Below are 14202 nucleotides of genomic sequence, written 5' to 3'. Positions count from 1 at the left end.
CAACTATTTTTTATTGGCGGCATACCACTGGCGGAACTCTTGAACATTCTTATTATGTTCTTCAAGTGAATTCGAAAACTTTGTTTCGCCAGTATCGAGATTGACCGTCACAAAATACAACCAATCTCCAGCCGGTGGATTGACAGTAGCCTTAATCACGTCAATAGATGGGCTTGAGATCGGTCCAGCAGGCAAACCAGGATGTTTGTAGGTGTTGTACGGGTTGTCGTTTTGAATATCGGCATTCGTTGGAATTCCAGAAGTCTTACCAACTCCATACATCACGGTTGAATCCATTTGGAGATAGCCATGCACTTGCGACTTATCGTTGAGACGATTCTCAATAACCCGCGCTACCTGCGCATAGTGATCTGACCAGCTCACTTCACGTTGCACGATTGAAGCAACAATAATTTGGCGCTCCCATTGATCACGCGCAATACCCGAAGATTCGAGTTCCTTCACGCGCTTGGCAACCATCTGCTTAAGAGCTTCTTGAGCATTAGTTCCTGGAGCAAAAGTGTACGTCAGCGGCGGGATCCAACCTTCGAGATTGCCCTTGGCTTCAGCAGGCAAGCCTAAGCTCGCAGTGTCAGATGCTGCTTTATCAACCGCCGCCTGTTCAACGCCAAGCACATTTACCAGCCGATCCTTGACCTGTTTAACAGTGAATCCTTCCGGAATCGTCACTTTGATCTCTGCTTTACTAGCAGGATCGAGCAAGGCCGCCACAGCGTCGGCACCAGATATCTTTTTCTTAAGTGCGTAACTGCCCGGTTGAATCGAACCGGAACGCGGATTAGCATTGAACGCTTCCACAAAAGCCGATTGTGAAGCAACAACACCTTTTTCTTCAAGAATCTTGCCGATTGCGCTACCTGACGCGCCCTTTGGAATCGTAATAACCACCGACTCAGTTCCAGACCCGGTGAAATCTTCTTCTGACGTACTCGAAAACATCGAGCTGACGTATGGCCACGACACCACAGCTGCGAAAACAACGAGTCCCGTAACAAGTGCTAAAAACGCAGCAGAGCGAATTTGCCGACGACGGCGCCTGCTTCTCTTTCTAGCGTTCCGGCTGCTATCGTTGACGCGATTCTCGTCACCAGCGAAGAAATCAGTCATTACACTCTCCGTTCAGAGCTATTCCGGGAGTTCTGCCGGTATTGCGCTCGAAATCCATTGCATTTTCCAAAATAATAACCGCTGACACTTGATCTACAACAGTTCGATGAGAATTTTCACGCCTGCCCGCTTCGTGCAGCTGTCGATGCGCGCTCACCGTAGTAAGCCTCTCATCAATCAAACGCACCTCAACTGGCGCGATACGACGCGAAATCCAGCGCGCCCATTTACGTGCGTCTCGAGCTGTCTTTCCCTCAGTTCCGTCCATATTTTTCGGTAGTCCCACATACACCTCAAGCACGTCGTTGTTTTTAACAAGTTCGACGACGGCGTCAAGGTCGTTGCGTCCACGCTGAAAGGTGCCCACCGGCGTCGCTAAAATACCCGCCGAATCAGTTTTTGCCACCCCAACGCGCACGCCACCGACATCTACTGCGATCCTGACTCCGGATCGCAGCTCATGGCGCGAGACTTCCTGCAGATCACTGGTCACGAATGAGCCAATCTTTCTTCGATGGCAGCGATCGCCTGCGAAATCTTCGTCGCGTCTGTGCCGCCGCCTTGGGCGAGATCGTCCTTGCCACCTCCGCCGCCACCGAGAATCTTTGCAGCTACACCCACTAATGCGCCTGCTTTGACGCCAGCAGCTGCCGCACTTGGTGTGGTTGCAACAACAACTACTGGCCGATCTTTCAACACTCCAAACAGCGCAACCGCTGCCTTACGCGAGCTCAGTTGATTACGTAAATCCGTTGCCGCATTGCGGATTTCATCGGCAGACGAAAGCTCGCCAAAGTTGTGGCTAGCAAGTTCGACATCGCCGAAGGAAGAAACATTATTAAGAATCGTCTGATACGAACTCATCATTTGATCCTTACGCAAGCTCGCAATCTGCTTTTCTGCAGCCTTGAGCTTGTTCAATAACGAATCAACATGTTCGGGGAGCTCTTCGGGGCGCACATGCGCCAACGTACTGAGCTGGGAAAGCAATGCGCGTTCCTTAGCACCTGCAGCATAAGCTTCACGTCCAACCAAAGCTTCAATGCGTCGCACTCCCGAACCAATTGAGGACTCACCGAGCACGGTGACCATACCAATTTCACCAGCACTCTTAACATGCGTGCCCGCACACAATTCGCGCGACCAATCTCCGCCAACCGAAACAACGCGCACAACTTTTCCGTATTTCTCGCCGAAAAGTGCCATTGCTCCTAGTTCACGGGCAGCGTCGATATCCATCTCTTGATCGGTAACTTCAAGATTGTTCTGCAACTGTGAATTTACGCGTGCCTCGATAGATTCCATAACGTCTACCGGAATTTGGGAGCCGTGGCGGAAGTCAAATCGCAGGCGAGATGGTGCATTTTCTGATCCCGCTTGAGTAGCTTGCTCACCAAGGTGCTCATGGAGAGCCTTGTGAATCATGTGGGTTGCAGTGTGTGCACGCGCAATCTGCCCACGTCGGTCCGTATTGATTTGTGCAAATACCGTATCGTCAAGCGCAATTTTGCCTTCGGTAAGCGTTCCGCGATGCACATGCAGACCTTTAACCGGCATTTGCACGTCGTCAACGGTCATCAATCCGCCGCCAGCAATGGAGATTTCACCACGGTCCGCGAGCTGACCACCCTGTTCCGCCCAGAATGGCGTACGATCAAGCACCACATCAATTTCTGCCGGTCCCTCGACAGCAGGTACTGGCTTGCCATCTTGCAAAATGCCCAAAACACGCGCTTCAGCAGCGTACTCACTGTAGCCAAGAAACTCGGTATCTCCACCAGATTTTTCCTGAATCTCGTGATAAACGGTGGCATCAACATGACCACTCTTCTTAGCCTGAGCATCGGCGCGAGCACGGTCTTTCTGCTCTTGCATCAGTGCACGGAAGCCTTGCTCATCAACCTTAATGCCCTTTTCTGCTGCCATTTCCAGCGTCAGATCAATCGGGAATCCGTAGGTGTCGTGCAACGTGAAAGCATCCGATCCTGGCAGGCTAATTCCAGCGCTCTTGGCTTTATCTACTGCCACATCGAATATCTGTATGCCCGATGTGAGCGTGCGGCGGAAAGCGTCTTCCTCAGCGTAAGCAACTTGCGAGATCCGATCGAAATCGGTACCCACCTCTGGGTAGCTCTCCTTCATTGCATTCATTGACGCTGGAAGCAGGTGTGGAAGTGCAACCTCGTCAACGCCCAAAAGGCGCACCGAACGCACAGCCCGGCGAATCAGACGACGCAAAACGTAACCGCGACCGTCGTTACCTGGCCGAACGCCGTCACCAATCAGCATCAGCGAAGAACGTACGTGATCAGCGATAATACGCATGCGCACGTCGTCTTCCTCATTGGCACCGTACTTCTTTCCAGTCATCTCTTCGGTAGCAGCGATAACCGGATAAACCTGATCGGTCTCGTACATATTTCGCTTGCCTTGCAACAAATATGCGATACGTTCCAGACCTGCACCAGTATCAATAGCTGTCTGATCGAGGTTTCCAAGGAGAGGGAAATTCTTGCCTTCGCCCTCGCCACGCAAGAATTCGTCGAAAACTAGATTCCAGATTTCGAGGTAGCGATCGCCACCTGGATCGACCGTGCCTCCCACTGCTTCAGGGCCAAATTCAGGTCCGCGATCATAATGAATCTCAGCGCAAGGTCCAGCTGGACCAGGCTGTCCGGTAGACCAGAAGATTTCTTCTCGCTTGAGCTTCACGATGTGCTTCGGATCCATACCAATCGTCTTTGTCAGCGCGTCGAAAGAAACTTGATCCTCTTCCCAGATCGTCACCCAAAGACGATCTCCATCAAGCCCGTATCCACCTTCCGAAATTGGTGCTGTTAGCAATCCAAAAGCGAGGTCAATGGCGCCTTCTTTGAAATAATCGCCAAAAGAGAAGTTTCCACACATCTGGAAGAAGGTACCGTGTCGGGTGGTGCGCCCAACGTTGTCGATATCGTTGGTACGAATACACTTCTGAACTGACGCAACGCGCGGAAATGGTGCAGGTTCGGTGCCAATGATGTACGGGATAAAAGGAACCATTCCAGCGATCGTGAACAGAATCGAAGGATCAGGCGACACCAACGGAACACTATCGACTATCTCATGGTCGTGGTTACGGAAGTAATCGAGCCAACGATCACGAATTTCTGCACTGCGCATATCAATCCTCAAATCTTCTCAAGTCTATAATTGTCAAAACTCAAACTAATATTATTACGACGACGATCCAGACGTTTCGTTCGTCTCAGGCGCGTTATATGGTTTCGATCCCAAATCTGGAACATTCGCAGCGGCATTTGAATTCGACATTCCAAACGCACCTTTAACCTTTTCGGCTCCCCTACGAACTGCCAAAAATGGAGCACCGACAGTTGACGTTACCAAGGTGGTCATCGCCGAAATGTCTTCCGACGTACGAGCAGCTGCGTCCGTAATAGCATCAAGTTTCTTCACTTGATAGTTTGCTTCCGCCACAGTTTTTGCAGCTTCGTCAATAGCAGGCAGAGTGTGCTCGGTCAGCTCACGCAGAGATTCAGCCATGCGATCAAGCACGCGTCCGAGCTTCATAAGCGGACGAATTGAAAAATATACAAGTACTAGGAAAGCGAGTGCGGCAATTATTCCTGCAATCTGACCAAGCGTTATAGGTTCCATATCCCTATCTTATATCCTCCAGATATGAAACAGCGCGCTACGGCGACTCCGTAGCGCGCTGTACCAAAGAGATTATCGCGAGTAGTGCTCGACGACCATCTGAACGTCACACGTAACTGGCACTTCAGCACGCTTTGGACGGCGAACGAGCTCGAAGCGAAGCTTCTCAAGCTCAACCTTGAGGTAATCAGGAACAATTGGCAGAACATCTGCGTGCTGACCTTGAGCAGCAACCATGAACTGCGAGGAAGCCTGCGAACGTGGCTTCACCTGAACTACCTGACCTGGCTTTACGCGGAACGATGGGCGATCAACAAGCTGACCGTCAACGAGAATGTGACGGTGTACAACTACCTGACGAGCCTGCGCAATGGTGCGAGCAAATCCAGCGCGAAGAACAAGTGCATCGAGACGCATTTCGAGCAACTCAATGAGGTTCTCACCGGACATACCCTCAGCGCGACGTGCTTCTTCCCAAACCTTACGCATCTGAGCTTCACGAATACCGTACTGAGCGCGAAGACGCTGCTTTTCCTTCAAACGTACCGAGTAGTCAGATTCCTTAACACGGCCACGACCATGCTCACCTGGACGGTATGGACGACGCTGCATGTACTTCTCAGCCTTAGGGGTGAGAGCAATGCCCAGCGCACGTGACTGACGAACAGCCTTGCGGGAACGATTTCCAGCCATTTTTATCTCCTGTCGACTTTTGGCGCAGCTTTAAGCTGCGGGATCAACCTTGTTTGGCTAAGATCCCAGGTCTATTGCTCCTCATGACGATGAGCAACTCAGCTAGTTTAGCACTATTCTTTGCCCAGAGCTTTATTAATTCTCTCCAATCGCGCGGTGACGTTTGCCTCATATCCGCGATCACTGGGTTCATAATAGACAGTGCCCAGTAGCTCTTCGGGAAGATAGGTCTGGCGCGCGATTGCTCCTGGCTCATCATGCGCATAAATATAGTCACGGTCTTTACCGCTCTGCTTAGCAGCGATACGCGAAGCCTTGACCGATTTATCACGCAAATGCATCGGAACTGGTCCGATCTTGCCTTCGCGAACATCTGCGATTGCGCTGTTTATCGCGTTATATGCACGGTTTGATTTAGGCGCAGTGGCAAGGTGAACCACCGCTTCGGCAAGAATAATTCGAGCCTCTGGCATTCCCACGAGCGCAACCGATTGGGCGGCCGCCGTCGCCGTCTGTAGCGCAGAAGGATCGGCCATTCCGACGTCTTCCGCAGCGGAAATCATCAGCCTGCGCGCAACAAAACGAGGGTCTTCCCCAGCTTCGAGCATACGAGCCAAATAATGAATCGCCGCGTCCGCGTCCGAGCCACGAATAGATTTAATGAACGCGGAGATCACGTCGTAATGCTGGTCTCCGTCGCGATCGTAACGTACGGCGTAGGAGTCAACTGAGGCTTCGACGTCGGCCAATTCGATTGTGCTATCTGCTCGCGCCGCGGCAGCTTCGAGAATCGTTAGCGACCGACGTGCATCTTGACCCGCAAATCTTACAATCGCTTCGAGCGCGTCTGGCGAAATCTCATATTTACCGTCTAACCCGCGCTCATCAGTTAAAGCTCGTTGAATTAAGGTTTCGATATCTTGAGGCGAGAGCGGATGTAAGGTGAGAAGTAGTGATCTCGATAGCAGCGGAGAAATCACTGAAAACGACGGATTTTCAGTGGTGGCAGCTACCAAAATCACCCATCGATTTTCGACGGCGGGCAGCAGGGCATCCTGTTGGGTTTTGGAGAATCGATGGACCTCATCGACAAAAAGGATTGTTTCTTTGCCGTCGATGAAGAGTCGATGTTTTGCCTCGTCAATGACTGCGCGCAGTTCTTTAACTCCCGCAGATACCGCAGAAACTTCGGTAAATATTCGTCCAGAAGCCCCCGCACAAAGGTACGCGAGCGTCGTCTTCCCGATGCCCGGTGGTCCCCACAAGAAGATCGACGACGGCGCTCCGTTCCCGTTCCCTTCGATCAGCCGGCGCAGTGGTTGCCCAGGTTTCAACAGATGATCTTGCCCGAGGACTTCGCCGATAGCGCGCGGACGCATACGTACCGCGAGCGGGGCATGCTCGTGTTTGGGCGTGCCGGAATCATCAAGTGTTGCGTCTGAAAAAAGGTCCACGGTTCAATAGTAGCGGGCTTGAGATGTTTAGGTACTTTGGAAATGGCTATTTAATAGAAGGCGTCAGTTAGCCGAATCCTCATCGATACCTGAGAATCTGTTTTACTCAGCTGATGTGATATTCCATGGATTCACCAGCGGAATCGGCATTGTTTCAAAGTCCGCCGTATTGCGCGTAACCATCGTTAAGCCGTTTACTAATGCTGTAGCCCCAATGATGCAGTCACGGTACGGTAAGATTCTGCGTTTTTGGAGATTCGCTGCTGCACGCGCCACCGCAGTATCCATTGGCAGTATTCGATTTTCGAAAGCCGTGAGTACATGGTTTTCCAACCAATCCCGCAAAACCCCTGCTTGACGCCTATCTTTTCGGTATATCTGGACGATACCCACTTCGATTTCATAAATAGTTGTCGAGGAGAGGTAGCATTCAAGCGGTGACTTATCCGCAAACCATTGCTTCACATTTGCATCAATGCGCGATTGTGGTTTCCTAATCTCGCTAATTACGTTCGTATCTAACAGGAACATCAGAACTCGGGAACTTTCAAATCGAGCTGAGCCTTTTCAAATTCAAATTCGATTTCCGAAGCCTCACGCATAGAAAGCAAAGAAATGAGGTTATCCTCAACTACAGACAATTTCTTATAGTCGTCAATCGACATCAAAACGAAAGCAGGATTCCCACGATCAGTAATCACAACTGGCCCATCAGCAGCAGCGCGCTTAGCAGCACTCACGTCTTGATTAAATTCCCGTGCCGAAAGGGTAACCGCCATATCGAGCCTCCTTATTGTAGGTACGTTTCTACAATAAGGTGTATTTGGCTTAAAAACAAGGGTTTAGCGAATGCAACTATTGTCGATCACCGTTCATTATTTACGACGCCGTGCATCACGCGCCATCCTTGTCATTTTTCGATTTCGCGATACGGGTTTTTGATTTGGGTTATTTAACAGGTATTGGTTCACTAGTTCCAGTACAGAATCCCAAGGAAAATATTCACGTACAATTTTACAACGCGCACGGTGATCAGTAACTTCACCAGCGGCATGAGCAGCTTCTTTTACACGTTCGCGATCAGCACCCAGCGCCTCGTTTATCCAAAGTATCGATCCAGAATTCGATAGTCGGTTATAGGTTCGTTTTGCCGAACGGTTTGGATTATCACGAGTATATGAACCGCCTCCATTTGTTGCCTGACTCAAAAACCAATCAACCATATGCTCACGTTCACAGCTATATGTCCAGTTTGAGATTGTTCCGGGAGCGAAATGATACGCTTTAGAAATCGGCATCCAGTCTGGCAATTGATTTAAAATCATGGCGAAATCTCTTACGTCATAGTCTTGCGGCTCAGCCATATTTCCGATCCTTCACATTGTTCTGCAAAATTTCAGCTCTCACTCAACCCAAAGAACCGGTTGAAGTAATCCGAAAGCACACTAACTACGCGGCGTTTCTTCTCGCTCGCGCTTTCACCTAAAGTATTTCCAAAACGTGAAACGGGAGGCAGAATCTTCATGATTTCCGTTCCGCGTGTTTGCAGCTCTCCATACGTAAAAGCTTGATTCATAAAGTCCCGAGTCTGTTGGGATTTCAAATTCTCTCGATCGATAATCTCTTCAAGTTCAGCGACTTTACGGGCAGCAATATAAGCAGCCCATTCGGTGTCCACATCACTCTTTGCAGATATGGAATCGACGAATTCTTCCACCAAGTCACGTTTGTTACGAAGCGACGGGCTAGAAGCCAATGCTCTGGAGATTTCGGCTCGGATTTCTTTATCTTCTCCGTTGCCTTTCTTTGCACGATATTTTTCGACCAGTAACAAGATGTAATCAACGTTTACTTCAACTTGTTTAACGAGCTCGATTTCGAAAACTACGTCATCGTTAACGATTTCTTTTTCGATTCGAGGGCGCATCTCCGCGTAGATATCCAAGTAAATACTGCGATAGTCTTGGAAGTCACGTTCGCTAAGTTGGTTCTTTTCGGCGAATTCGTCAAAGGATGTCAAAATATTGTTGAGCCGCAGAATAGCTCCAAATTGATTTATGAATTCTTTTGCTGCTTCTTCCCCAATGATCTGCTCTCCCAGTGGGAATTGCTCAGTGAATTCGGCAAGCTTGTGCGAATACTGTTCGTAATATTCCGCAAACGGTTTCAAAAGAACGATTCCTCGAGCATCTTTATTTCCAAAAAGTTCGAGGGCCGAATTTGTTTCGGGTTCTAGGTTCCTAAACGCAACGATATTTCCGCATGTCTTAACCGAGTTCAGGATTCGATTGGTTCGTGAGAATGCCTGGATGAGTCCGTGTGCTCGCAGGTTCTTGTCCACAAAAAGTGTGTTTAGTGTTGTTGCGTCAAAGCCTGTTAAGAACATGTTCACAACAATTACTAAATCAAGTTCGCGGTTCTTGAGCCGCATCGATAAGTCTTTGTAATAGTTTTGGAATTTATCGGCGCTGGTGTCGTAGGAGGTTCCAAACATTGCGTTGTAATCCGCAATTGCGTTGTCTAAAAATACTCGTGCATCGGGCGTTAATTCTTCAGCATCAAAGGCTTCATCTTCAAGCAGTCCATCAACTTCATCATTCACTCCGTACGAGTAAATCATGCCGATTTTTAAACGTTTGTCGTCGGGTCGGTTGGCTTGTTGCCGCGCAAATTCTTCGTAGTATTTCTTCGCAGCGTGAATAGAAGCGGTTGCAAATATAGCGTTAAAGCCATATACGCGTTTCTTTTGGCTAATTGCTTCTTGTTGCTTTCTATTACGCGTGGACTCAGGAACATTTACCACAACGGAATGTTGGTACGATGTTTCCCGTTTAGTCTTTTGATCGAAATGCTCCAGCGTGTACTGAACGATTTGGCTGATTCGTTCAGGCGAAAGCAATACTTTTTCAGTATCGATAGCCGAAATTTGTTTGTCTTCCACCAAGCCGGATTTAACGGTATTGATGTAATCGATTTTGAATGGAAGAACGTTCTTATCAGTAATCGCGTCTACGATCGTGTAGGTATGCAGCTTATCGCCAAAAGCTTGTTCGGTAGTTCGGAGGTTTGCTCCTCCCCCGCTACCCGCATTTGCTGCGAAAATCGGTGTACCGGTGAAGCCGAACATATTGTATTTTTTAAACGATTTGGTGATTGCTACGTGCATATCACCAAATTGCGAACGATGGCATTCGTCAAAAATGATGACCACGTGTTTTCCAAAAACGTCATGGTTTTTATTGCTCTTGATAAATCCCGATAGCTTTTGGATAGTAGTAATGATGATTCGAGCTTTGGGATCTTCTAGCTGGCGTTTTAAGACGGCGGTGTTCGCGTTTGAGTTTGCTGCTCCAGGCTCGAATCGCTCATATTCACGCATGGTTTGGTAGTCGAGGTCTTTTCTGTCGACGACGAAAAGCACCTTGTCTACGCTGGAAACCTTTGTTGCTAGTTGCGCTGTTTTGAAGGATGTTAGCGTCTTTCCTGATCCGGTGGTATGCCAAATGTATCCACCTGCATCTGGGGTGCCCAGCTTTTTTGGATAATTCACTGAGATTTTGATCTTTTGCAGGATTCGTTCTGCAGCAACTATTTGGTATGGACGCATCACGAGAAGCGTCTGATCAGCTGTAAGCACACAATATTTGGTGAGAATGTTAAGGATTGTGTGTTTTGCGAAGAAGGTTTTTGCAAAATCAGTCAATTCTTGGATGGGTTTGTTACTTGCATCTGCCCACCATGAAGTGAATTCGAAACTATTGGACGTTTTGCGGCCAGAACCGCGCTTTTGGTTCTCTTTAATGTGACTATTGCGAGTCGTGTTTGAGTAGTATTTGGTGAGCGTACCGTTAGAGATGACGAAAAGTTGAATATATTCGAATAATCCTGAACCAGCCCAAAAGCTATCGCGCTGGTAGCGGTTAATTTGGTTGAACGCTTCGCGTAGGTCTACACCACGACGCTTTAATTCAACGTGGACGACGGGCAATCCGTTTACCAATATCGTTACGTCATATCTGTTTGTATAACGACCGCCACGAAGAGTATCTTCCACTGCACTAGGAACTTCGTATTGGTTAATAATTTGAAGCCGATTGTTGTGAATATTTTCTGTGTCAATGAGCGAGATATTTTTAATCGTTCCATCTTCACGTTCAAGAATCTTCACACGGTCTTCTTGAATAGTATGTGTTTTTTCTTCGATTCCTTCGCTGGCGCAAGCGATTGACTTTTGAAAGAACTGAGTCCATTCAGTGTCAGAAAATGTGATGCCATTTAAGATTTCGAGTTGTTTGCGAAGATTGGCAATCAGATCTGATTCCGAAGTAATCACAAGACGCTCATATGCTTGGCTCTCAAGAATCTTAATAAATTCCGACTCTAGTTGGGCTTCACTTTGATAGGTTTTCTCAGACTTGGAATCAGGTACGTATTCAGCAACAATGGTCGATTCGTCGCTCGAAGCAATCGGATCATATTTTCTTGCAGTACCAGGGATTTGCTGGACTTCTTCAATCATGCCGGGAGCTCCTCAAAGCTTAGTAACTTATCTCGATAATACTCGTATTGTTTGCGGCGCGCCTCGATTTCCACAGGTAGACCAGACGAAATGTCATTCGCTAAAGCATCAAACATATCGAGGATATCAGCGATGCGCTTCTGTTCGTCCAGGGGTGGGACTGGTATGTCAATCTTCATCAATGACTGCGCTGAGATTCGTCGCACCTTTGTCCCCGTAAGGAACTTCTTTTTTTGGTTTTGGAAATTATCTGATCGGATGAAGTAAGAAAAATATCTTGGCTCGAGTTTGTCTGAGCGGTAGATGAGCGCATCGTTGCTGATGACAATTCTTTCCGATCCAAGCCACGCAACAGCCTTTGCGACATCTTCATCATTCTCACTTGTAGTTGCCAAAATTACATCACCCGGCCAAGCAGTTCTTTTTTTTGCAAATCTTTCCGGAGCAACAAATGAACGCGTTTTGTTTGCCTGTGAACCATAATACGTGAAGATTTCTCCGTAATGAATGGCAGGAATTCCGTAATCTTGAATATGAATCTTCTGAAAAGAAGTTCCTCTTCGAAAATCACCCATCTCGCCTAAAGATTTTTCTTGTATCTTCTCTGTAGAAAATGCATGGTTGCAATAGTGCGTAAATTGGTGTTTTCGGGCTTCTAGCTCCGCTTCCAGCTCCGCTTCCAGCTGCGTGAAAGAGTCGAGAATTCGGACGATTTCTTCTTGGACTTCCAATGGCGGTACTGGAATCCTAAAGTTTGAATAAGTTCCGATCCATTGCCTTGCATGGTTTTGAGGAGAATATTGGATCGTCTGAAGCAGATGAAAAAGAAATCGCAATGTCGTAGAATCACCTGTTTTTGGCGTAAGCATCTTCATGGCAGAAGACTTTGCTTTGAATGGAAAGTCAACCCACTGAAAAGCAGTGGTGAAGTCATCAAAGATAATGACTGGGTCTTCCTTACTCGCTTCATATATACCTTCAGTCTCGCGAGTGTAACCCAGTATAAAGGTTTGTCCAGCTGTCAGAACAGGTATAGGAGCGTCGCTGAAATAATCGTTGCTCTTAACCAAATACCTTGTTGGTTGTTCGTAATTTAAAAGATTTCCAAGCTGATCGTACGGCACACCATCGGGACACAACTGAGCGATCAATTTTTCTATTTTATTCACTTTGCTCCCTCTAAGTCCGCAACAATGGCATCAATCGCAGTCCGAAGTTCCGTTTGTCGTGCAACAATCTGCTCGATATCCGCATTTAATTTATCGATATCAATAACTTCGCGGGTGTCTTCTTTTTCAACGTAAGAAGACACCGAAATGTTGTAGTCGTTATCGGCAATGTCCGCGTTCGAAACAAGCTTCGAAATGTAATCGACGTCGTCACGCGAAAAATAACGTTCCACAATCGCATCGCGATGCTCGGCTAACAGCTTGTTCTTATTCCCTACCCTTGAGAACATATCTGCAGCATCAATAAACAAAACCGAGTTGTCCGTTTTAGACTTACGCAACACAATAATGCAGGTACCGATCGTGGTTCCAAAGAACAAATCAGGCGGAAGCTGAATAACGGCGTCAACATAGTTATGCTCGATAAGGTATTTACGAATCTTGCGCTCTGCACCACCGCGATAAAGTACCCCTGGAAATTCAACGATGGCTGCGGTACCGTCTACCGCGAGCCACTTCAAAATATGCATTGTAAATGCAAGGTCGGCCTTAGATTTTGGAGCAAGAACACCTGCCGGGGCAAATCGTTCGTCGTTAATCAAAAGCGGATTTGCATCGCCAGCCCATTTAATCGAGTACGGAGGGTTCGAAACGATCGCATCGAAAGGTTGATAGTCCCAATGATGAGGATCGATAAGCGTATCACCCAATGCAATATTGAACTTTTCGAAGTTTACGTTGTGCAAGAACATGTTGATACGAGCAAGGTTATAGGTGGTCAAGTTAATTTCTTGGCCATAAAATCCACGCACATTTTCAACACCAAGAAGCTTCGCGAACTGAAGTAACAAAGAAGCGCTACCAGCAGCTGGATCATAAACCTTATTCAATTGTTTTCTACCGTGGCTAGCAATACGCGCTAGCACTTCAGAAACTTCTTGCGAGGTGAAGAACTCACCACCAGACTTGCCGGCGCTCGAGGCATACATTTGCATCAGGTACTCATAGGCATCGCCAAACAAGTCAATTGCATTATCCTGCAAATTCCCAAGCGGAAGATCACCAATCGCATCAAGAATATTGGCAAGCTTCGCATTCCGTCGATCTACTGTATTTCCAAGCTTGGCTGAGTTTACGTCAATGTCGTCAAAGAGACCTTTAAGGTCACTTTCCGAACTCGTACCGAGTGCGGATCCTTCGATACTCTTAAATACTTTCGACAGAGTTTCGTTGAGATTTGGGTTGTGGTGTGCAGACTTACGCACATTCTCAAACAACTGCGAAGGGAGGATAAAGAAGCCTTTTTCTTCAACCGTGTCTTTTCGTACCTGCTCGGCAAGTTCATCTGGTAGTTCTGCATACTTGAAAGATGTATCTCCTGCCTCGTGCTCGAGTTTCTCCTGGTATTGGGTCATATCTTCGGAGATAAAGCGGTAGAACAGCATACCGAGCACGTAACTCTTAAAGTCCCAACCGTCAACGCTTCCCCTTAAATCATTAGCAATTCGCCAAATCATTTTGTGGAGTTCGGCGCGTTGTGCCTCAGGGGTGGTCGGAACCATAGTGCAACCTTTTCGTCATC

At 47.8% G+C, this 14202-nt stretch carries 12 protein-coding genes; all 12 read right to left on the bottom strand.

Annotation, left to right across the window (positions count from 1 at the left end):
• Nucleotides 1–3: 3 nt before the first annotated feature.
• The gene (gene mltG / locus EZJ44_RS03155) at nucleotides 4–1128 is read right to left on the bottom strand and encodes an endolytic transglycosylase MltG (protein WP_131280018.1); all 1125 of its coding nucleotides are present in this window, start codon (nucleotides 1126–1128) and stop codon (nucleotides 4–6) included.
• Nucleotides 1121–1621: a Holliday junction resolvase RuvX gene (gene ruvX / locus EZJ44_RS03150; protein WP_241658566.1), complete on the bottom strand. Its 501-nt coding sequence runs from the start codon at nucleotides 1619–1621 to the stop codon at nucleotides 1121–1123. Before ruvX ends, mltG begins: the two co-directional genes overlap by 8 nt.
• Nucleotides 1618–4290, bottom strand: a complete 2673-nt coding sequence (gene alaS, locus EZJ44_RS03145; RefSeq protein ID WP_131280017.1) for an alanine--tRNA ligase — start codon at nucleotides 4288–4290, stop codon at nucleotides 1618–1620. Before alaS ends, ruvX begins: the two co-directional genes overlap by 4 nt.
• 54 nt (nucleotides 4291–4344) lie before the next feature.
• A complete protein-coding gene (locus EZJ44_RS03140; RefSeq protein ID WP_131280015.1) occupies nucleotides 4345–4785 on the bottom strand; it encodes a DUF948 domain-containing protein in 441 nt (146 codons plus the stop codon).
• A 72-nt stretch (nucleotides 4786–4857) separates the two neighbouring features.
• Nucleotides 4858–5478 carry a 30S ribosomal protein S4 gene (rpsD, locus tag EZJ44_RS03135; protein WP_131280013.1) on the bottom strand — a complete coding sequence of 207 codons (621 nt, stop codon included), beginning with the start codon at nucleotides 5476–5478 and terminating at the stop codon, nucleotides 4858–4860.
• 113 nt (nucleotides 5479–5591) lie between these two features.
• Complete coding sequence (locus tag EZJ44_RS03130; protein WP_131280012.1) at nucleotides 5592–6932, bottom strand: replication-associated recombination protein A; 1341 nt, start codon at nucleotides 6930–6932, stop codon at nucleotides 5592–5594.
• Between the two features lie 102 nt (nucleotides 6933–7034).
• Nucleotides 7035–7463 (bottom strand): type II toxin-antitoxin system VapC family toxin, encoded by a 429-nt coding sequence (locus tag EZJ44_RS03125; RefSeq protein WP_131280010.1) that lies wholly within the window; start codon nucleotides 7461–7463, stop codon nucleotides 7035–7037.
• Nucleotides 7463–7711 (bottom strand): type II toxin-antitoxin system Phd/YefM family antitoxin, encoded by a 249-nt coding sequence (locus EZJ44_RS03120; protein ID WP_131280008.1) that lies wholly within the window; start codon nucleotides 7709–7711, stop codon nucleotides 7463–7465. The genes EZJ44_RS03125 and EZJ44_RS03120 overlap by 1 nt, the downstream gene beginning before the upstream one ends.
• Nucleotides 7712–7807: 96 nt before the next feature.
• Nucleotides 7808–8296, bottom strand: a complete 489-nt coding sequence (locus EZJ44_RS03115) for a hypothetical protein (protein ID WP_131280006.1) — start codon at nucleotides 8294–8296, stop codon at nucleotides 7808–7810.
• A gap of 32 nt (nucleotides 8297–8328) precedes the next feature.
• The gene (locus EZJ44_RS03110) at nucleotides 8329–11451 is read right to left on the bottom strand and encodes a type I restriction endonuclease subunit R (protein ID WP_131280004.1); all 3123 of its coding nucleotides are present in this window, start codon (nucleotides 11449–11451) and stop codon (nucleotides 8329–8331) included.
• Nucleotides 11448–12620: a restriction endonuclease subunit S gene (locus tag EZJ44_RS03105; protein WP_131280002.1), complete on the bottom strand. Its 1173-nt coding sequence runs from the start codon at nucleotides 12618–12620 to the stop codon at nucleotides 11448–11450. Before EZJ44_RS03105 ends, EZJ44_RS03110 begins: the two co-directional genes overlap by 4 nt.
• Entirely contained in the window at nucleotides 12617–14182 is a 1566-nt protein-coding gene (locus tag EZJ44_RS03100) for a type I restriction-modification system subunit M (protein ID WP_131280000.1), read from the bottom strand. Before EZJ44_RS03100 ends, EZJ44_RS03105 begins: the two co-directional genes overlap by 4 nt.
• Between the last annotated feature and the right edge of the window lie 20 nt (nucleotides 14183–14202).

The sequence above is a fragment of the Arcanobacterium bovis genome (assembly GCF_004331995.1).
GTDB classification, from domain to species: domain Bacteria; phylum Actinomycetota; class Actinomycetes; order Actinomycetales; family Actinomycetaceae; genus Arcanobacterium_A; species Arcanobacterium_A bovis.
Note: the sequence above shows the minus strand (reverse complement) of the source record. Positions and strands in the feature narration are given on the sequence as shown.

Excerpts from the sequence above, each read along its gene's own strand:
- EZJ44_RS03140 (WP_131280015.1), bottom strand. The coding sequence starts at position 4,785 with ATGGAACCTATAACGCTTGGTCAGATTGCAGGAATAATTGCCGCACTC.
- mltG (WP_131280018.1), bottom strand. The coding sequence starts at position 1,128 with ATGACTGATTTCTTCGCTGGTGACGAGAATCGCGTCAACGATAGCAGC.
- rpsD (WP_131280013.1), bottom strand. The coding sequence starts at position 5,478 with ATGGCTGGAAATCGTTCCCGCAAGGCTGTTCGTCAGTCACGTGCGCTG.
- alaS (WP_131280017.1), bottom strand. The coding sequence starts at position 4,290 with ATGCGCAGTGCAGAAATTCGTGATCGTTGGCTCGATTACTTCCGTAAC.
- EZJ44_RS03110 (WP_131280004.1), bottom strand. The coding sequence starts at position 11,451 with ATGATTGAAGAAGTCCAGCAAATCCCTGGTACTGCAAGAAAATATGAT.
- EZJ44_RS03125 (WP_131280010.1), bottom strand. The coding sequence starts at position 7,463 with ATGTTCCTGTTAGATACGAACGTAATTAGCGAGATTAGGAAACCACAA.
- EZJ44_RS03115 (WP_131280006.1), bottom strand. The coding sequence starts at position 8,296 with ATGGCTGAGCCGCAAGACTATGACGTAAGAGATTTCGCCATGATTTTA.
- EZJ44_RS03120 (WP_131280008.1), bottom strand. The coding sequence starts at position 7,711 with ATGGCGGTTACCCTTTCGGCACGGGAATTTAATCAAGACGTGAGTGCT.
- EZJ44_RS03100 (WP_131280000.1), bottom strand. The coding sequence starts at position 14,182 with ATGGTTCCGACCACCCCTGAGGCACAACGCGCCGAACTCCACAAAATG.